Origin of the sequence: Actinospineispora acaciae DSM 45401, assembly GCF_000620785.1 — a bacterium.
Lineage (GTDB): Bacteria > Actinomycetota > Actinomycetes > Mycobacteriales > Pseudonocardiaceae > Pseudonocardia > Pseudonocardia acaciae.
The window spans coordinates 266,968-285,119 of record NZ_JIAI01000003.1 but is presented as its reverse complement, the minus strand read 5'-3'; the positions used below and the strand labels follow the sequence as shown (position 1 = coordinate 285,119).

Below are 18,152 nucleotides of genomic sequence, written 5' to 3'. Positions count from 1 at the left end.
GTGCGGCTGTTCGCGCCCGATGGGAAGTAACGTCGAAACATGACGAGGGCGCTGGTCGTCGGTGCCGTGGCGGTGGCCGCGGCGATCGCGGTGGCCGCCGCGACGATCGCGTCGTGGTGGTGGCTGGTCGCGGGCGTGCCGTTGGTCGCGCTGGCGCTCGTGGGCGTCTACGACCTCACGCAGCGGCGGCATTCGGTGCTGAGGAACTATCCGATCCTCGGCCACGCCCGGTACCTCCTGGAGAGCATCCGCCCGGAGATCCAGCAGTACTTCATCGAGCGCGACACCGACGGCCGCCCGTTCGACCGGGACGTTCGTAGCATCGTCTACGAGCGGGCGAAGGGCACCGAGGACGAGTCGCCGTTCGGCACCGAGCTCGACGTGTACGCCGAGGGCTACGAGTCGTTCGTGCCCTCGATGGCGCCGGTCGCCGAGCCGGGCGAGCATCCGCGGGTGCGCGTCGGCGGCCCGGGCTGCACCCGCCCCTACGACATGGCGCTGCTCAACGTCTCGGCAATGAGCTTCGGTTCGCTGTCGGCCAACGCCATCCTGGCGCTGAACAAGGGCGCAGCCGAAGGCGGATTCGCCCACGACACCGGTGAGGGCGGCCTGTCCGAGTACCACCTGCGCCACGGCGGGGACCTCATCTGGGAGATCGGCACCGGCTACTTCGGATGCCGGACCGCCGACGGTGGTTTCGATGAGCCGGAGTTCGCCGACAAGGCCGCGCACGACGCGGTGAAGTGCGTGTCGCTGAAGCTGTCCCAGGGCGCGAAGCCCGGGCTGGGCGGCGTGCTGCCCGGCGGCAAGGTCAACGCCGAGATCGCCAGGGTCCGCGACGTGCCGAGGGGACGAACGGTGGTCTCACCGCCGTATCACCGGGTGTTCTCCACGCCGCGCGAGCTCGTCGGCTTCATCGGGCGGCTGCGCGAGCTGGCGGGCGGCAAGCCGACCGGGTTCAAGCTGTGCGTCGGTTCCCGCGCCCAGTTCCTCGCGGTGTGCAAGGCCATGCGCGCCGAGGACGTCACGCCGGACTTCATCGTCGTCGACGGCGCCGAGGGCGGCACCGGCGCGGCCCCGCTGGAGTTCGTCGACCACGTCGGCATGCCCCTGACCGAGGGTTTGATCACCGTGCACAACGCGCTGGTCGGCACCGGGCTGCGGGACCGGATCCGGCTCGGCGCCAGCGGCAAGGTCGCCACCGGCTCGGACATCGTCAAACGCATGATCCAGGGCGCCGACTACACCAACGCCGCCCGCGCCATGATGTTCGCGGTCGGCTGCATCCAGGCGCAGCGGTGCCACACCAACCGCTGCCCGGTCGGGGTCACCACCCAGGACCCCGCCAGGGCCCGGGCGCTCGACGTCACCGACAAGTCCGCGAGGGTGCGCCGGTTCCAGCACGCCACCGTGCGCAGCGCGACGCAGATCATGGCCGCCATGGGCGTCCAACACCCCGGCGACCTGCGCCCGCACATGTTGCGCCGCCGCGTCGGCCCGACCCGGGTGTGCTCCTACGCCGAGCTCTACAACTGGCTCGGCCCCGACGAGCTGCTCGCGCAACCACCGGCGGACTGGGCGTCGGACTGGCGGCGGGCCGACCCCGACCGGTTCGACATCTGACGGGGCCGGCGAAGCTTTTCGCGGGGGCGTGCATGAACGCGGCGCGCTCGGGAAGCCAGTGTGTTCGGGCATGGCATCGGTGATGCCCTCCCTGCTCGGTCTGCTGGGGAGCGGGCGAGCGGGGGTACGGGCCGGGGCCGCCGACCCGCCCCCTCACGGCGGCCCCGGCTTTCCACACCTGACAGATCCACGCACAGTCATGGAGCGCAGATGGCCGGCAAGTTCGAAATCTACGAAGACCGGGCCGGAAAGTTCAGGTTCCGGCTCAAAGCCAGCAACGGACAGGTCGTGGCGACCGGCGAGGCGTACGAAAGCAAGTCCGCGGCACACAAGGGCTGCGACGCCGTCCAGCGCGCCGCGGCGGATGCGACGATCGAGGACGTCGCCTCGTAGAACCTCGGCTCAGCGGGTGGCGAGCCAGGGGTAGCGGGCGGTGTCCTTGCCCGCGTAGTCCGGATCCAGGTAGATGAACACCCGCTGGATCAGGAAGTCCCGAACCTCGAACACGTCGCACCAGCGCCCGGCGCCCCAGTCCGGCACGCCGGCGCGCCACGGGCCGTCCCGGTGCTCGCCGTAGCTCGTGCCCTCCGCGACCAGCGTGTCGCCGCCGGTGAAGATCCAGTTGAAGCCGGCGTAGTCGTGCTTGATCGACTTCAGGGTCGCTCCGATGTCACCGAACATCCGCCCGATCTGCTCGCGGCCCTCGGCGATGCCCCACTTCGGGAAGTACACCTGCGCGTCCGAGGCGAACAGGTCAAGGATCGAGCCGCCGTCGCTGGTGGTCCCGCCGTTGTCGAACGCCTTGAGGTACTCCAGCGCCACCGACTTGCGCTGTTCGTCGGTCATGTGCTGGGTGGTCACGGCCATGCTGAACTCCCTGGTCAGAGGCCGTGAGTGGTTGGCGTTGCCATGACAACGCCAACCACTCACGGGGTGATGGCGAGCGCTGTGCGGTGGGCGAAGGCGATGATCGGGCCGAGGGTGGCGCCGCCGGCCCAGTAGGCCTGGGCGGACGCGGACGCGACGCAGTTGCCCACGCCGTACAGGCCGGGGATGGGCGCGCCGGTGTCGTCGAGAACGCGGCCGTCGGGGTCGGTGCGGGGGCCGCCCTTGGTGTCCAGGGTGCCGCCGGTGACCAGGGCGGCGTAGTACGGGCCATGGGGTGCGAGCGGCCACAGCGTCGGGTTCTCCCGGCCGGGTTCTTCTTTCACCGGGCCGTTGAACAGCTGTTGGACGGGCGTCTCGCCCCGGTGGAAGTCGGTGTCGCGCCCGGCGGCGGCCAGGTCGTTGTACCTGGTCACGGTGGCTTTGAGGGTTTCCGCGAAGCCGGGTGAGAGCCGGAGGCCGCCGGTGGTGGCGGCGACCTTGGCGAGGCGGTCGGCGATCGCGGAGGACAGGTCGTCCAGGGTCTCGCCCCTGATCACGTGCGAGTCGTCGGTGCCCGGCGGCACGATCAGCCGGCCGTACTCGTCGCTCGCGCTGTGTTCGGCCGCGCGCTGGTCCCAGATCTGGACGAGCACGAGGTGGGGGTACTCGGCGGCGGCCGGGTCCCAGCGGAAGAAGGCCTGGGCCAGCTCGTTGTAGGGCAGCTTCTCGTTGACCACCCGCCGGCCGGTCTTGTCCACGAACAGCATGGAGTCGCCGGACACCGAGAACATGCCGACCAGGTCGGCGCGGCCGGAGCGCTCCAGCGGCACCGGGCACATCCAGGCGTAGTTCATGTTGCGCAGCTGGGCGCCGAGCGGGCCCGCGATCCGCACGAAGTCGCCCTCGTTGGTGGCGACCGCGCAGCCCCGGTACGCCGGCACGCCCAGGAAGTTCGCCCGCAGGTCGTCGTCGTGGGTGAACCCGCCGGTCGCGAACACGACGGCCTTGCGCGCGCCGATCCGGTGGGTGTGGCCGTCGGCCGTGGTGGCCTCCACGCCGGCCACCCTCGTCGCGTTCAGGATCACCCGCTGGACGCGGTGGCCGGTGCGCAGCTCGACGCCGTCGCGGCGGGCGGCGGCCGTCAGCGTGCGGATGGCGTTCTCGCCGCCGTCGGCCATCGACTCGGACGCGTCCGCCGGCACCAGCACCCGCCCGTAGGGGGCGTTGTCCTCGTCCAGCTCGGACCAGTAGTCGGGCACGGCGGGGCAGTGCCGGTAGGGCAGCGCGCCGCGCTCGGCCAGCAGCTCGGCCGCCTCGGAGGCGCTGTCGTGGATGGCCCCGGCCATGGCGTACTCCCATTCGGTGAGCCCGAGCGTGGGGCCGTCCGGGTCGTAGCGGGTCGGCCGCGACAGCCGCGCCACGTACCGCAGGAAGTCGTCCTTCTCGTCGGTCAGCCCGGCGGCGCGCATCGGCCGGTTGTTCGGCACCCAGTACCAGAACGCCGCCTTCTTCGCGGTCCCGCCGAGCTCGGGGGCCTTCTCCAGCACGATGACCTCGTTGCCCCGCCACCGGTTGAACAGCGCGACGGGCAACCCGGCGCCCCCACCCCCGACCACCACCACGTCCGCGACGACGTCGAAGCCCGCGTCGCCCCGTACCGGCCGGGCGCTCTCTCTGGCAGCCACTCCGTCCATGTTCAGCTCCTTTGCTGGTCAGGACCCGTGAGTGGCTAGGGGTGCTATGGCGCCCCTAGCCACTCACGGGGTCTGACGTGCGAGAACGGTGGTCAGGGCGCGGCGGAGGTCGGCGGGCGGGTTGTCGGGCAGGGTGGCGGAGCGCCAGGCCACGTGGGCGTCGGGGCGGACCAGGACGCAGCCGTCCTCGGCGACCTCGCGGGCGCGCGACCAGTCCTCGTAGACGTCGATGTACGGGCGGCCGGGGCCGATCACGTGCGCGGCGATCTCGATGCCCAGCTCGTCGGCAACCTCGGCCGCCGCGTCCGCCCAGGACTGCCCGGAGATGCCGGTGAGCAGGGTGAACCGCCCGTTGCCGGCCAGGTCGTGGGTGCTCACCTTGTGGCCGGCGCGGTCGGCCAGCCAGACGTGCGGCAGGCGCGCGCCGGGCCAGGTGGTGGGGTGGTAGTACAGCTCGGGGTCGCGGGTGTAGGCGGGCTCGGGCGTGCCGTCGGCGGCCACCGCGCCGCCGGCCGACGCGGCGTACCGCTGGCCCAGCTCCACGCCGTGCGCGTTGAACTCGTAGTCCTTGAGCTCCAGCGCCGCGCGCAGCTCCGCCCGCCGCCGGGCCGCCTCCGGGGTGTCGTCCGCGCGGGCGGCGATGCGGGCGCGCATCAGCTCCGGGTCGCCGGTGTCGGTCAGGCCGAGCGCGGCGAAGATCGGCCCGAACTCCTCGATGCTCTTGTTCGCCCGCAGCACGATCTGCCGCCCGATCGGCGCGCGCTCGGCGTCGTAGGAGTCCAGCAGGGCCTCGCCGGCCACGCCGCGCAGCACGTAGGCCAGCTTCCAGGCCAGGTTGTAGGCGTCCTGGACGGAGGTGTTGGAGCCCAGCCCGTTCGACGGCGGGTGCCGGTGCACGGCGTCGCCGAGGCAGAACACCCGCCCGGCGCGGTACCGGGTGGCGTAGCACTTGTTGTTGCCCCAGAGAGACGTGGAGCGGATGGTCACCGGGATGCTCTTGTCGCCGACCAGCTCGTGGACGATCTTGGTGGCCATCTCGTCGTCCACGTCCGGCGGCGGCTGGTTGATGTCGTAACCCCAGACGATCAGCCACTCGTTCCACGGCCGGACCATCCGCACCAGGCCGAGCCCGATCCCGCCGATGTCCGCGCCGGGCTGCAGCACCCAGTACAGCACGCTCGGGCGGTGCTCCACGTACGCGGACAGGTCGGCGTGGAAGACGATGTTCATGCTGCCGGCGACGTCCATCCGGCCCTCGAACGGCAGGCCGACGTCGGCGGCCACCTGCGAGCGCCCGCCGTCCGCGCCGAGCACGTAGCGCGCCCGGATCCGCGACTCGCGGCCGTTGATCCGGTCGCGGACGCGGACGGTGACGCCGTCGGGGTCCTGGTCGAGCCCGAGGTACTCGGTGTCGAACCGGATCCGGCTGCCGCGCGAGGCGGCGTGCCCGATCAGGATCGGCTCCAGCAGCGTCTGCGGGATGTCGCAGTTCGGCGACGGGCTGGCCAGCGTGTAGTCCGCCTCCCGCGCCGGGTGGGTGCCCCAGGTGCGGACCCGGCCGATCTCCTCGCCGGCCAGGCTGGTGCAGAACACCGTGTCGCCCATGAGCTTGTGCTCGGTGCCCTGGGCCAGCACGTCCGCCTCGATGCCCAGGTCGCGGAAGATCTCCACGGTGCGCTGGTTGGTGATGTGCGCGCGGGGGGTGTTCGCCGTCCAGCGGTACTTGGTGATCACCAGGTGGTCGACGCCGAGGGTGGCCAGGGCGAGCGCGGCGCCCGCCCCGGCCGGGCCGCTGCCGATGACCAGGACGTCGGTGTCCAGGTCGGGCGTGCTCATGACATGGGCGCCAGGGTGAGGTCGAAGCGCAGGTGTGCCCAGCGGCCGTCGCGCGGCGAGCCGTCCGGGGCGGTGCCGCCGTCGTGCTCGGCGAACTCGGCGACCAGGCTGTCCTTGACGCCGAACACGACGTCCTCGGCCAGGTACTTGTCGCCGGCCACGAACACGTGGGTGATCAGCGTGCGGTGCCCGGGCGCGGTGACCTTGAAGTGCAGGTGCGCCGGGCGCATCGTGCCTCGGCCGCCGGCGGCGAGCAGCTCGCCCACCGGGCCGTCGTCCGGGATCCCGTACGCCGAGGGCTTCACCGACCAGAACCGGTACTCGCCGTTCTCCCCGGCGCGCAGCCAGCCCCGCCCGGCCGTCACCTCGCCCTCGTACTGCACGTCGTAGAAGCCGTCCTCGTCGGACTCCCAGGCGTCGATCCGGGCGCCGGGCAGCGGGCTGCCGTCGGTGGAGCGGACGGTGCCCTCGACGTAGCAGGGCACGCCCTTGGCGCCCTGGGCGATGTCGCCGCCGAGCGGGATCTCCGGCGCGTCCTCGACGAAGAACGGGCCGAACACCGTCGACTCGGTGGCGCCGGCCGACGCGGGGGCGTTGATGCCGACCGTCAGCATGGACAGCCCGAGCACGTCGGAGAGCAGGATGAACTCCTGACGCCGGTCGTCGGTGATGTGCCCGACCCTGGTCAGGAACGCGATGGCGGCGTCCCATTCCTCCTGGGTCAGCCGCACCTCGCGGGCGAAGCCGTGCAGGTGGCTGATGAGGCTGCGCATCACCTCGCGGTAGCGCTCGGACGGGGCGTTGTCGAAGCTGGCCAGCACCCGGTCGGTGACGGCCTGCTCGCGGGCGGCTTGGTCGTCGGTCATGGCTACCCCTTGGTTGCGGCGGGTTCGGTGTACGCCGCGCCGGCCCACGCGGCGTGGATGATCTCGCGCAGCGCGGCCCGGTCGGCCCGGCGCGGGTTGGTCGCCGGCACCGAGGGCTCCACCAGCGCGGCGGCCTCGTCCACCTGGTCCTCGGTCATGCCCAGGGTGCGCAGGCCGGCCGGGATGCCCAGCTCGGCGGACAGCTCGCGCAGGCCCTTCGCCGGGTCGTCCACGCCGAGCGCGCGGGCGATGCGGCGGGCCGAGTCAGGGGCGGCCGGGGCGTTGAACGCCATCACCCGAGGCAGCACGATGGCGTGGGTCTGTGCGTGCGGCAGGTCGTAGGCGCCGCCGAGCGCGTGGCAGATCTTGTGGTGCAGCCCGGAGCCGGCGACCGCCAGCGCGGATCCGGCCAGGTAGGCGCCGTAGAGCAGCTCGGCTCGCCCTCCCGGGTCGCGCGGCGCGCGGTGAACGGCGGGCAGCCCGGCGGCCAGCGCGCGGATGCCCTCCTCGGCGACCAGCGACGAGATCGGGTTGCGCCCGCTCGCCCAGAACGCCTCCACGCAGTGCGCGAGCGCGTTGAACCCGCTGGTGGAGGTGATCTCGGCGGGCAGGTCCAGCGTGAGCTCGGGGTCGTAGACCACCGTCCTCGGCAGCACCTGCGGGTCGATCCGGACGGCCTTGCGGGACCCGGTGGTCATCCCCCACGAGGACGTGACCTCGGAGCCGGAGTACGTGGTGGGCACCGCGAGGATCGGCAGCCGGGAGGTGAACGCCACCGCCTTGGCGGTCCCGGTGACGGCGCCGCCGCCGACGCAGAGCAGCGTGTCCGCGCCCACCTCGGCGGCCAGCTTGCGAGCCTCCTCGGCGATCGGCAGCGGCACGTGCTGGCGGACGTTGGTGAACTCCGCGACCACCCGCCCGCCCAGCGGTTCGGCCAGCTCGCGGGCCAGCGTCGCGCCCCGCTCGGTGGCGATCAGCAGCACCCGCGCGCCGCCGAGCCGGTCCACCTCGGCCGCCAGCTCGCGGCGCGCGATGCCGGGGCCGAACACCACCCGGCCGGGCAGCGCTTCGTAGCTGAACTCTCGGGATTCGTCCTGGAGCACGGGGCCTCCGACCGCGTCGTCGGGCTCGTTGGGAGCCCTTCTAGGTTCGTTGTCGATCAGTCATATGTCTAATACTTGTTTCGACTGCTAGCCATACGATGATGTATGGACCTGCGCCAGCTGCGCTACTTCGTCGTGGTCGCCGAGGAGCGTTCGGTGACCCGCGCGGCGGCCCGGCTGCACCTCACCCAGCCGCCGCTGTCCGCGCAGCTGGCCAGGCTGGAGCACGAGCTCGGGGTGACGTTGCTGGTCAGGCACCGGCGCGGGGTGGACCTCACCGAGGCCGGCGCGCACCTGCTCGAGCACGCGCGGCGGCTGCTCGCCGGGATGGACACCGCCACCGACTCGGTGCGCCGCCTCGGCGAAGGCAGGGCCGGCCGGCTGACCTGCGCATTCGTCTCCGCCACGGTGTGGACGGTGCTCGCCGACCTGCTCCGCCGTTTCCACGCCGACCACCCGGACGTGGCGGTCGACTTCGTGGAGGACGGCCCGGACGCCGTGGTGGAGCACGTCCGCGCGCGGCGCGCCGACCTCGGCGTGGTGTACCTGCCGCCGCCCGGCGCGGGGCCGGTGCACGGCCAGGACCTGGACGTCGCCGTGCTGCACCGGGAACCGCTGGTGGCGGTGCTGCCCCGGGCGCTGGCCGCCGGCGTGGGCGAGCTGGTGGACCTGGCCGCGCTGGCCGACCAGACCTTCCTGACCCCGGCGCCGGCGACCTGGGGCGGGCTGCGGCCGCACCTGCAGGGTGCCTGCCGGTTGTCCGGGTTCGAGCCGACGCTGCGCGAGGTGGGGCTGGTGCACACGGTGGTCGCGCTGGTCGGGGCCGGGCTGGGGGTGTCGGTGCTGCCCGCGTCGGTGCGCCGGTTGGTGGGTGCGGACGTGGTGGCGCGCCCACTGTCGCGGCACGTGCCGGTGGTGGAGACCGCCGTGCTGCGCCGGCGCGCGGACCGGCCGTCCCCGCAGGCGCAGCAGTTCCTGCGGCTGGCGCTGGCCACCCCGGAACCGGACGTGCTCAGCCCGGAGCACGCCCGGTCGCGCCGGGCTTGACCGATACGGATCGGCCGACCCGGTTCGCGAGGTGTCTGTTTCCGGTCTATCCGTTCGACGACCAGATAGAAGGTTGCCGAGCCCGACCGGAGGGGGCGGACATCATGACAGGGACGATCAGCTCACGGGACCGGGCGGTGCTGCGGGCGGTGGCGGCCGGGCGGTGCGAGCTGTCCGCGAAGCTGGGCGGGCTGCTGGCGGTGGACGGCATCGGGATCTCCGACCAGTTCGTCGGCGCCCGGCTGGCCAGGGCCGGCCTGATCGCCACCGGCGGCGGCCCGGGCGCGGTCCGGCTCACCCCGACCGGCCGCGCCCTGCTCGCCGCCTGACGCTCGCCGTGTCACTCCGTGAGCGCCGCCCGGACCAGCTCGACGGGGTGCCAGGCGCGGCGGGTGGTGCCGTGCGCGATCTGCTGGCGGCAGGACACCCCGGTGGCGGCCACGACGGTGTCCGCCGGCTCGGCGCGCACGGCCGGGAACAGCCGGTCCTCGCCGATCGTCATCGACACGTCGTAGTGCTCGGCCTCGAAGCCGAACGAGCCGGCCATCCCGCAGCACCCGGCGTCCAGCTCGACGACCTCCGCACCCGGGATCCGCCGCAGCAGCTCCACGGTGGCCGCCGTGCCCACCTCCGCCTTCTGGTGGCAGTGCCCGTGGAACAGGATCCGCCGCCCGGCCGGCCAGGTGTCCGCGCCCAGCCTCAGCGACCCGTCCTCGACGGCCTCGACCAGCAGCTCCTCCACCAGCCGCGCCCGCCCGGCCACCCGCGAAACCCTCTGGTCGTCCGCGCCCAGCAGCGCCCGGTGCTCGGCGCGCAGCGTGAGCAGGCACGACGGCTCGACCCCCACGATCGGTCCGTCGCTCGGCCCGTCCAGCGCGTCGACCAGCCCGGACGCCTGCCGCTTCGCCTTGTCCAACAGCCCCTTGGAGTACGCCGCCCGCCCGCAGCACCCGCCGTCCACCAGCTCGACGCGCCAGCCCGCCCGCTCCAACAGCTCCACCGCCGCGATCCCCACCGCCGGCTCGGTGTACGACGTGAACGAGTCCGCAACAAAAGTGCAGGTCAAAGGCCGTGAGTGGTAAGCGGTGCTATAGCCCCGCTTACCACTCACGGGTTGTGACCTGCGGTGATACCAGCGGGGGAGGGTTTGGCGGGCGAACTTCGGGAGGGGGCGGGCGGGGGCGATTCCCAGCAGGCGGCGGGCGACGGCGAGACGAGCGGGGAGGTTGGAGAGGGGGGCGGTGGCGGCGCCGAGGCGGTTGAGGGTGCGGATGGCGGCGAAGACGCGGGAACGCAGTGGCGTGCCGTGGGTCTGGTGCGTTTGGTGGAGGGTTTCGGACTTGAGGGTGGCCATGTCCACCGAGAGCGGGCACTCGCTGGCGCAGGCCTTGCACATCAGGCACAGGTCGAGCACGTCGTGCAGTTGTGAGTCGGCCAGGGCGGCGGCGGGGTTGGTGGAGGTGAGGGCCTTGACCAGGGCGTTGGCCCGGCCTCGGGTGGAGTCCTGTTCGCGGCGGGTGGCCTGGTAGGACGGGCACATCACGCCGGCGTCGGTCTTGCGGCACAGGCCGATGTTCATGCACCTGTCGGCGGCTCCGCGCATGCCGTCGGGTCCAGCGCCGCCGGAGATGACCGTGAAGTCCAGCGCGGTGCGCAGCGGCGGGGCCGGGGGGAGGGCGGCGTCGCGCAGGTTGTCCGTCATCGACGGTGCGTCGACGATCTTGCCGGGGTTCAGCAGGTTGTCCGGGTCGAAGATCCGCTTGACCTCGCGCATCGCCTCGTAGAGCCGGTCGCCGAACAGGTGGCGGTTGAACTCGCTGCGGGCCAGGCCGTCGCCGTGCTCGGAGGAGTTGGCGCCGCCGAACTCGACGACCAGGTCGCGGATCTCCTCGGCGACCGCGCGCATCCGTACCACCTCGTCGGGGCGGGACAGGTCCACGAACGGCCGGATGTGCAGGCAGCCCACCGAGCAGTGCCCGTAGAACCCGGCGCGCATGCCGTGGCGCTCCAGCACGGCGGCGAACCGGGCGGTGTAGTCGGCCAGCCGCTCCGGCGGCACGGCGGTGTCCTCGACGAACGCGAGCGGGCGGTTGGACCCGGTGCTGGCGGCCATCAGCAGCCCGAGCCCGGCCTTGCGGACCTTGAGCAGCGCGGACTGCTGTTCGGGGGTCTGGGCGAGCAGCGTGTGGTAGCCGTGCCCGTGCCGGTCCCACAGCGCGCCCAGCCGGTCCAGCTTCCCGCGCAGCTCGTCGGTGTCGTCCCCGGTGAAGGAGACGAACAGCAGCGCGTCCGGGTCGTCGTGCAGGATCGAGCCGAGCGCGGCGTACTCGATCTTCTCCCGGGACAGGTCCAGGATGGTGCGGTCCATCAGCTCCACCGCCGACGGGTCGCAGGCCAGCGCGTCCTCGGTGGCGGCGATGGCGGCCTGGGTGGAGCGGAAGTGCCCGACCGCGATCACCGTCCGGCTCGGCTTGGGCACCAGCCCGACGGTCGCCTCGGTGACCACCACCAGGGTGCCCTCCGAGCCGACCACGAACCGGGCCAGGTCCAGCTCGCCGCCCGCGAGACGGTCCAGCCGGTAGCCGCCGGCGCGGCGCCAGAACTCGGGGAAGCCGGTGTCGATCGCGTCGCGGTACTTCTCCACCAGCGCCGGCAGCTCGCGGTGGATCCGACCCCCGAGCGCGCTCTCCGACGCCGGGTCGAACGCCGCACGGGAGGCGTCCGAGAGCACCACGTCCAGCGCCCGCACGTGGTCGATCGTCATCCCGTAGCGGACCGACCCGCTGCCCGCCGAGTTGTTGCCGATCATGCCGCCGAGGGTGGCCCGGTTGGACGTGGAGGTGTCCGGGCCGAACATCAGCCCGTGCGCGCCGGCCGCCCGGTTGAGCTGGTCCTGCACCACGCCGGGCTGCACCCGGGCCGTCCTCGCGTCCGGGTCCAGCGAGAGGATCGTCCTCATGTGCCGGGAGAAGTCCAGCACCAGGGCGTCGCCGACGGTCTGGCCGGCCAGGCTGGTGCCGGCGCCCCGGGACAGCACCGGCACGCCGTGCTCGGCGGCCAGCGTGACCGCGGCGACCACGTCGTCGGCGTGCCGGGGCGTGACTACCCCGCGCGGGGTGATCGAGTACATGCTGGCGTCGCGGGAGTAGAGGTGGCGGGTGTAGTCGTCGAACGCGACCTCGCCGTCCAGCTCGTGGCGCAGGGCGTTCGCCAGCTCGGTCATTCCCCCGCCTCCCGCAGCAGCTCCAGCGCGGCCTCCACACCGCCCGGCTTGGTCGGCACCCCGGCCAGTTGCAGCCCCATCTGCACCCCGGACAGCGTGCCGGCCAGGGTGAGGTCGTTGAAGTGCCCGAGGTGGCCGATCCGGAACACCGTGCCGGCCAGCCTGCCCAGCCCGGAGCCCAGCGACATGTCGAACCGCTCCAGGATGACCCGGCGCACCTCGTCGGCGTCGTGGCCGTTCGGCAGGAGCACGGCGGTCAGCGATCCGGAGTGTTCCCGCTCGTCCGCGCAGAGCACCTCCAGGCCCCAGGCGCGCACCGCCGCCCGGGTGGCCGCGCCGTGGCGCTGGTGGCGGGCGAACACCGCCGGCAGGCCCTCCTCGTTCAGCATGGCCAGCGCCTCGCGCAGCCCGAACAGCAGGTTCGTGGCCGGTGTGTACGGGAAGGCGCCGCTCGCGTTCGCGTCCAGGATCGGCGTCCAGTCCCAGTAGCTCCGGGGCAGCCGAGCGTCTGCGTGGGCGGCCAGCGCCTTCGCGCTCACCGCGTTGAAGCCCAGCCCCGGCGGCAGCATCAGCCCCTTCTGCGAGCCGGCCACCGTGACGTCCACGCCCCACTCGTCGTGCCGGTAGTCGATGGAGGCCAGCGAGGAGATGGTGTCCACCAGCAGCAGCGCCGGGTGCGCCTCGGCGTCCATCGCGGCCCGCACCGCCGGCACCCGGCTGGTCACGCCGGTGGACGTCTCGTTGTGCACCACGCAGACCGCCTTGATCGCGTGCTCCTCGTCGGCGGCCAGCCGGTCGGCGATCGCGTCCGGGTCGGCGCCGTGGCGCCAGTCACCGGGGATGAGCTCCACGTCCAGCCCCAGCCCGGTGGCCAGCTTCGCCCACAGCGTGGCGAAGTGCCCGGTCTCGCTGGCGAGCACCCGGTCGCCGGGGCTCAGCGTGTTGACCAGCGCCGCCTCCCAGGCCCCGGTGCCGGACGACGGGTAGATCACCACCGGCCGTTCGGTGCCGAACACCGGGCCCAGCGCCGGCAGCAGCTCACGGACCAGCGCGGCGAACTCCGGGCCCCGGTGGTCGATGGTCGGCGCGGACATGGCCCGCAGCACCCGGTCCGGGACGTTGGTCGGGCCGGGGATCTGCAGGAAGTGACGTCCACTGTGAGTGGTCACGCGGCATCGGGTTCCGTTCTGTGCCGTTTAATGGCACGCTGTGCGGCGAGACGGCCCGGGGATGGTAGGTGTGCGGTCCGAGGGAGTCAAGGGATGCGAAACGTGCTCAACACGCTGCGGGTGTTGGAGGAGGTCGCCGCGCGCCAGCCGGTGGGCGTGGGCGAGCTGGCGCGCGAGCTGGGGATCCCCAAGAGCTCGGTGCAGCGCGCGCTGGTCACGCTGAACACGGCGGGCTGGATCCGCCCGTCGGCCGACGAGCTGACCCGGTGGGTGATGACCAGCAAGGCGCTCACCGTCGGCGGGCAGGTCAGCCTGGAGCTGGACCTGCGCAAGGCGGCCCTTCCGATCATGGAGGAGCTGCGCCGGAGCACCGACGAGACGATCCACCTCGCGGTGCCGGAGGAGGACCGGGTGGTGCTGATCGAGCGGCTGGAGACGTCCAAGCCGGTGCGGATCATCATGGCGCTCGGGCACGCGTTCCCGTTGCACGCCTCGGCCAACGGCAAGGCGATCCTCGCGCACGGCCGGCCCGAGCTGGTCAACCGGATGCTGGTGCGCGAGCTGCCCCGCTTCACCGAGACGACCATCGACGACGCCTCCGGGCTGCGCGCGGAACTGGCCCACATCCGGGAGCGGGGGTTCGCGGTGAACCGGGGCGAGTGGCGCTCGGACGTCGGCTGCGTGGCGTCGGCGGTCCTCGGCGCGCAGCGGCACCCGATCGCCAGCATGAGCGTCAACCTTCCGGTCAGCCGGATGTCCTCGGAGTCCGAGGAGCATCTCGGCGCGGCGGTCAGGGACGCGGCGAGGGAGCTGAGCGCGAAGCTCGGTTATTGACTGTGGGGTAGCGCACCCCTAACATCCCCGCGCCGTTTTACAGCACTCCATGCCGTGAGACGGAACATTTCCCGCCCGTCAACGTCCGCCGGGAGGAATGCCGTGTCCATTCATGTCATTGCGATCCTGGTACTCGTGGCAGCGTTCGTGCTGGCCACCGTGTACCCCATCAACCTCGGCGCGATAGCGCTGGTCGCCGCGTTCGTCATCGGCTCGGTGGCGGTCGGCGGCAAGCCCGACGACGTCGCCGACAAGATATTCGAGGGCTTCCCGGGCAGCCTGTTCGTGATCCTGGTCGGGGTCACGTTCCTGTTCGCCATCGCCAGGGCGAACGGCACCGTCGACTGGCTGGTCCAGGTGGCGGTGCGCGGGGTCCGGGGCCGGATCGCGCTCATACCCTGGATCATGTTCGCGGTCACCGGCCTGCTCAGCGCGTTCGGCGCGGTGGTCCCGGCGGCGGTGGCGATCATCGCGCCGGTCGGCCTCGGGTTCGCGGTGCGGCACCGGATCAACCCGGTTCTGATGGGGCTGTCGATCATCAACGGGGCCAGCGCCGGCGGGTTCTCGCCGCTGAGCATCTTCGGTGTGATCACGAACGGGGTGGTGGCGAAGGCCAATCTGCCCGGCAGCCCGTTGGCCCTGTTCCTGGGCAGTCTGGTCTTCAACGTGCTGCTCAACGTGGTGGTGTTCTTCCTGTTCGGCGGGCGCGAACTGCTCGGGCGGGTGGTCGAGCAGGAGCCCGTCGGGGTGGCCGCCGGGGGCGGGCCGGGCGCGGCGCGGTCCCAGGCCACGGGCGCGACAGGGGCCGGTTTCACGGATGGCGAGCACGCGCCGGTCACCACGCTGGACCTGAACCGGGCGCTCACCCTGGTGGTGCTGGTGGCGCTGGCGGTCGGCGCGCTGGCGTTCCAGCTCGACGTCGGGTTGCTCGCGGTGACCGCGGTGGTGCTGCTCTCGCTGCTCGCGCCGCACACCTACAAGGGCGCGGTGGCCCAGGTGGCGTGGCCGACGGTGCTGCTGATCTGCGGCATCGTGACCTACGTCAACCTGATGCAGGAGCTGGGCACGATCAAGTTCCTGGGCAACCAGGTGGCGCTGATCGGCGTCCCGCTGCTGGCCGCACTGGTGATCTGCTACATCGGCGGGGCGGTGTCGGCGTTCGCGTCCACCACCGGGATCCTGGGCGCGCTGATCCCGCTGGCGGTGCCGTTCCTGCTGGCCGGGCACGTCGGGCCGGTCGGGCTGATCACCGCGCTGGCCATCTCCGCCTCGGTGGTCGACTCCAGCCCGTTCTCCACCTCGGGCGCGCTGGTCACGGCGAGCACGCCGGAGGAGAGCAGGGACTACGTGTACCGCCGGCTGATGCGGTGGGGGTTCTCCATGGTGGCGGTCGGGCCGCCGATCACTTGGCTGTTGCTGGTGGTACCGGGTTGGCTGTAGGCCATGACTGGACCCTTGGACGGTGTGACGGTGATCGAGGTCGGGGTGTTCATGGCGGGGCCGTTCGCCACCATGCAGCTCGCCGACCTGGGTGCCCGGGTGATCAAGATCGAGCACCCGGACGAAGGCGACCCGACCCGGGGCAGCGGCCCCCGCGAGGGTGGCCATCCGCACGGGGCGGCGTTCGTCCGGCTGAACCGCAACAAGGAGTCGGTCGCGCTGGACCTGCGCTCGGACGCCGGCCGGGAGGCGTTCCTGCGGCTGGCCGAGGGCGCGGACGCGCTGGTGGAGAACCTGCGCCCGGGCGCGCTGCGCCGGCTCGGGCTGGGGCCCGATGAGCTGGCGGAGGTGAACCCCGGGCTGGTGTACGCCTCGGCGTCCGGGTTCGGGCAGGACGGGCCGCTGGCCGGGCTGCCCGGGCTGGACATCATGGCGCAGGCCCGGTCCGGGCTGATGAGCATCACCGGCACCCCGGACGGCGACCCGGCGAAGGTCGGGGTGCCGATCTGCGACCTGGTGTGCGGGCTCTACACCGCGCTGGCGGTGACCGCCGCGTTGCGTCCTTCAGGGTCCGGGTCCGGCGCTGGGCAGCGGGTCGACGTGTCGTTGTTCGAGGCGGGGGTGTCGCTGGCGGTCTGGGAGGCGGCCGGGTACTTCGGCGCCGGGCGGGTGGGGCGCCCGCTCGGGTCCGCGCACCAGACGCAGGCGCCGTACCAGGCGGTGCGTTGTCGGGACGGCTGGGTCACCATCGGCGCGGTGACCCGCAAGACCTGGGACGGCCTGTGCGCCGGGCTGGATTTGGCGGACGCGCACGCCGACCCGCGCTACGCCGACGCGACCAGCCGGTTCCGGCACCGCGACGAGCTGCTTTCCGCGATCGAGGCGGTCACCGCGACCCGGACGGTGGCCGAGGTGCTCGACGCGGTGGGGTCCCAAGGTGTGCCCTGCGCGCCGATCAACGACTATGGCCAGGTGTTCACCGACGACCATCTGACCCGACGCGACTACTACTGGGACGCCCCGCACCCCGAGCTGGGCACAGTGCGCCAGCTCGGCTCGCCGATGCGGCTGTCCGGCACCCCGGTGCGGCGTGACGCCGCCGGGCCGGTGCTGGGCGCCGACACCCGCGCGGTGCTGGGGGAGCTGGGCTACTCCTCGGCGCAGGTCGAAGACATGATCGAGTCCGGCGCGGCGGGGGGTTCGCGGTGAGCGACGAGCTGGTGGTGGAGCGCGACGGGGCCGCGCTGTTGGTGACGTTCAACCGGCCGGCCGCGCACAACGCCATGACGTTCGCGATGTACGAGGGGTTGTACGAGGCATGTGAGCGGGCGGACTCCGAGGACGGCGTGCGGGCCATGGTGCTGCGCGGCGCGGGCGGCAAGGCGTTCGTGTCGGGTACGGACATCGGGCAGTTCGCGGGCTTCGACGGGGCCGCCGGCGTGGCGTACGAGGAACGCATCACGCGGGTGCTGCGGCGGCTGGAGGACGTGACGGTGCCGACGGTGGCCGCGATCTCGGGCTACTGCGTGGGTGGTGGGCTCGCGCTGGCGGCGTCCTGCGACCTGCGGCTGGCGACCTCGTCGTCGCGGTTCGGGATCCCCACCGCGCGTACCCTCGGCAACTGCCTGGCCATGCACACCTATGCGCTGCTGGTCTCGCACCTGGGGCCGGGGCGGACGCTGGACATGTTGTTGCGCGCCCGGATGCTGTCCGCCGAGGACGCGCACGCCGCCGGGTTCGTCGCCGAGCTGGTGTCCGCCGACGACCTGGAGTCCGTGCTTGCCAGCACGCTCGAGACCCTGGCCGGGCACGCGCCGCTGACCATGTGGGCGACCAAGCGCGCGCTGGTCCGGCTGCGCCGCGCCAACCTGCCGCCCGGCGACGACCTGACCGAGCGCGTCTACGGCAGCGTCGACTTCGCCGAGGGCGTCCGCCTGTTCGGCACCGGCCAGCGGCCGGAGTGGACGGGCACCTGACCGTCCTAGACCGACGGTCGGTCTAGGGCGCGGCGGGGGCGCGGGCGCGGCGCTGGCCGCCCTGTCGAGCCGTTCTTGCTTGCGGCGGTCGCTCACGCAGCGTGGTCGTGCGAGCCGGCCATGCCTGGGGTGTCGTGCGCCGTAATCGACGTCAGCGTTTGTTATAGCGGTGGTACGGCACCGTTCGTGTCGATTTCGACGAACCGAACGCGGATCAATGCGGGCCGCGTCCACTCCGAACCGTCACGCACGGTCACGCCGTCGGGTAGTGCGCGCTCGGCCTGTCCGCTCGTTTCGGATGCCCGCGCGCCGGGGCCGCCGTGATCCAGCCGTCTCAAAATATGGACAGACCGACCGTCGGTCGGTCTTGGAGCGGTGGCCGGTCTTGGAGCGGTGGCAGGACCGGGAGCGGTGGCCGGGCCGGGGGCGGTGGCCGGTCTTGGGCACGGTGCGCGCGCACGTGCGAACTAATCG

The 18,152-nt window shown here is 72.6% G+C and carries 15 protein-coding genes; 8 read left to right on the top strand and 7 right to left on the bottom strand.

Going from position 1 to position 18,152, the window contains the following annotated elements:
* The first annotated feature begins 39 nt into the window (after nt 1–39).
* Together N912_RS0118180 and N912_RS0118175 are read left to right on the top strand one after the other, a co-directional pair.
* Nucleotides 40–1,623, top strand: coding sequence for an FMN-binding glutamate synthase family protein (locus N912_RS0118180; RefSeq protein ID WP_028923536.1), 1,584 nt, complete (start codon nt 40–42; stop codon nt 1,621–1,623).
* Nucleotides 1,624–1,833: 210 nt separating this feature from the next.
* Nucleotides 1,834–2,016, top strand: coding sequence for a YegP family protein (locus N912_RS0118175; RefSeq protein WP_028923535.1), 183 nt, complete (start codon nt 1,834–1,836; stop codon nt 2,014–2,016).
* 9 nt (nt 2,017–2,025) lie between these two features.
* On the opposite strand, the gene N912_RS0118170 is transcribed toward N912_RS0118175, so the two are convergent.
* From N912_RS0118170 to N912_RS0118150, 5 genes are all read right to left on the bottom strand, one after another.
* A complete protein-coding gene (locus N912_RS0118170; protein ID WP_028923534.1) occupies nt 2,026–2,490 on the bottom strand; it encodes a nuclear transport factor 2 family protein in 465 nt (154 codons plus the stop codon).
* Between the two features lie 59 nt (nt 2,491–2,549).
* Complete coding sequence (locus tag N912_RS52790; RefSeq protein ID WP_051580382.1) at nt 2,550–4,184, bottom strand: FAD-dependent oxidoreductase; 1,635 nt, start codon at nt 4,182–4,184, stop codon at nt 2,550–2,552.
* Between the two features lie 63 nt (nt 4,185–4,247).
* On the bottom strand, nt 4,248–6,020 hold the full coding sequence (locus N912_RS0118160) for an FAD-dependent oxidoreductase (RefSeq protein WP_028923533.1): 1,773 nt from the start codon (nt 6,018–6,020) through the stop codon (nt 4,248–4,250).
* A complete protein-coding gene (locus N912_RS0118155) occupies nt 6,017–6,886 on the bottom strand; it encodes a dioxygenase family protein (RefSeq protein ID WP_028923532.1) in 870 nt (289 codons plus the stop codon). The genes N912_RS0118160 and N912_RS0118155 overlap by 4 nt, the downstream gene beginning before the upstream one ends.
* Nucleotides 6,887–6,888: 2 nt before the next feature.
* Complete coding sequence (locus tag N912_RS0118150) at nt 6,889–7,989, bottom strand: maleylacetate reductase (protein WP_037065300.1); 1,101 nt, start codon at nt 7,987–7,989, stop codon at nt 6,889–6,891.
* Nucleotides 7,990–8,094: 105 nt separating this feature from the next.
* On the opposite strand from N912_RS0118150, the gene N912_RS52785 reads away from it, so the two are divergent.
* Together N912_RS52785 and N912_RS0118140 are read left to right on the top strand one after the other, a co-directional pair.
* Complete coding sequence (locus N912_RS52785) at nt 8,095–9,036, top strand: LysR family transcriptional regulator (protein ID WP_051580381.1); 942 nt, start codon at nt 8,095–8,097, stop codon at nt 9,034–9,036.
* Nucleotides 9,037–9,140: 104 nt separating this feature from the next.
* Nucleotides 9,141–9,365, top strand: coding sequence for a hypothetical protein (locus tag N912_RS0118140; protein ID WP_028923530.1), 225 nt, complete (start codon nt 9,141–9,143; stop codon nt 9,363–9,365).
* An 11-nt stretch (nt 9,366–9,376) separates the two neighbouring features.
* Here N912_RS0118140 and N912_RS0118135 read toward each other — a convergent pair whose 3' ends face one another.
* Nucleotides 9,377–12,259, bottom strand: a complete 2,883-nt coding sequence (locus tag N912_RS0118135) for an FAD-binding and (Fe-S)-binding domain-containing protein (protein ID WP_028923529.1) — start codon at nt 12,257–12,259, stop codon at nt 9,377–9,379.
* Nucleotides 12,256–13,428, bottom strand: a complete 1,173-nt coding sequence (locus N912_RS0118130; RefSeq protein ID WP_028923528.1) for a pyridoxal-phosphate-dependent aminotransferase family protein — start codon at nt 13,426–13,428, stop codon at nt 12,256–12,258. The genes N912_RS0118135 and N912_RS0118130 overlap by 4 nt, the downstream gene beginning before the upstream one ends.
* A 93-nt stretch (nt 13,429–13,521) precedes the next feature.
* Between N912_RS0118130 and N912_RS0118125 the strand changes: the two genes are divergently transcribed.
* The 4 genes from N912_RS0118125 (at nt 13,522) to N912_RS0118110 (ending at nt 17,678) form a co-directional block, all read left to right on the top strand.
* Complete coding sequence (locus tag N912_RS0118125; RefSeq protein ID WP_028923527.1) at nt 13,522–14,262, top strand: IclR family transcriptional regulator; 741 nt, start codon at nt 13,522–13,524, stop codon at nt 14,260–14,262.
* A 102-nt stretch (nt 14,263–14,364) separates the two neighbouring features.
* Nucleotides 14,365–15,702 carry an SLC13 family permease gene (locus N912_RS0118120; protein WP_028923526.1) on the top strand — a complete coding sequence of 446 codons (1,338 nt, stop codon included), beginning with the start codon at nt 14,365–14,367 and terminating at the stop codon, nt 15,700–15,702.
* 3 nt (nt 15,703–15,705) lie between these two features.
* Nucleotides 15,706–16,911 carry a CaiB/BaiF CoA transferase family protein gene (locus N912_RS0118115; protein ID WP_028923525.1) on the top strand — a complete coding sequence of 402 codons (1,206 nt, stop codon included), beginning with the start codon at nt 15,706–15,708 and terminating at the stop codon, nt 16,909–16,911.
* On the top strand, nt 16,908–17,678 hold the full coding sequence (locus N912_RS0118110; protein WP_028923524.1) for an enoyl-CoA hydratase/isomerase family protein: 771 nt from the start codon (nt 16,908–16,910) through the stop codon (nt 17,676–17,678). Before N912_RS0118115 ends, N912_RS0118110 begins: the two co-directional genes overlap by 4 nt.
* Nucleotides 17,679–18,152: the final 474 nt, after the last annotated feature.

What these genes read in the sequence shown, in the direction of transcription:
- N912_RS0118180 (WP_028923536.1), top strand. Translation starts at nt 40, where the DNA reads ATGACGAGGGCGCTGGTCGTCGGTGCCGTGGCGGTGGCCGCGGCGATC.
- N912_RS0118175 (WP_028923535.1), top strand. Translation starts at nt 1,834, where the DNA reads ATGGCCGGCAAGTTCGAAATCTACGAAGACCGGGCCGGAAAGTTCAGG.
- N912_RS0118170 (WP_028923534.1), bottom strand. Translation starts at nt 2,490, where the DNA reads ATGGCCGTGACCACCCAGCACATGACCGACGAACAGCGCAAGTCGGTG.
- N912_RS52790 (WP_051580382.1), bottom strand. Translation starts at nt 4,184, where the DNA reads ATGGACGGAGTGGCTGCCAGAGAGAGCGCCCGGCCGGTACGGGGCGAC.
- N912_RS0118160 (WP_028923533.1), bottom strand. Translation starts at nt 6,020, where the DNA reads ATGAGCACGCCCGACCTGGACACCGACGTCCTGGTCATCGGCAGCGGC.
- N912_RS0118155 (WP_028923532.1), bottom strand. Translation starts at nt 6,886, where the DNA reads ATGACCGACGACCAAGCCGCCCGCGAGCAGGCCGTCACCGACCGGGTG.
- N912_RS52785 (WP_051580381.1), top strand. Translation starts at nt 8,095, where the DNA reads ATGGACCTGCGCCAGCTGCGCTACTTCGTCGTGGTCGCCGAGGAGCGT.
- N912_RS0118140 (WP_028923530.1), top strand. Translation starts at nt 9,141, where the DNA reads ATGACAGGGACGATCAGCTCACGGGACCGGGCGGTGCTGCGGGCGGTG.
- N912_RS0118135 (WP_028923529.1), bottom strand. Translation starts at nt 12,259, where the DNA reads ATGACCGAGCTGGCGAACGCCCTGCGCCACGAGCTGGACGGCGAGGTC.
- N912_RS0118125 (WP_028923527.1), top strand. Translation starts at nt 13,522, where the DNA reads ATGCGAAACGTGCTCAACACGCTGCGGGTGTTGGAGGAGGTCGCCGCG.
- N912_RS0118115 (WP_028923525.1), top strand. Translation starts at nt 15,706, where the DNA reads ATGACTGGACCCTTGGACGGTGTGACGGTGATCGAGGTCGGGGTGTTC.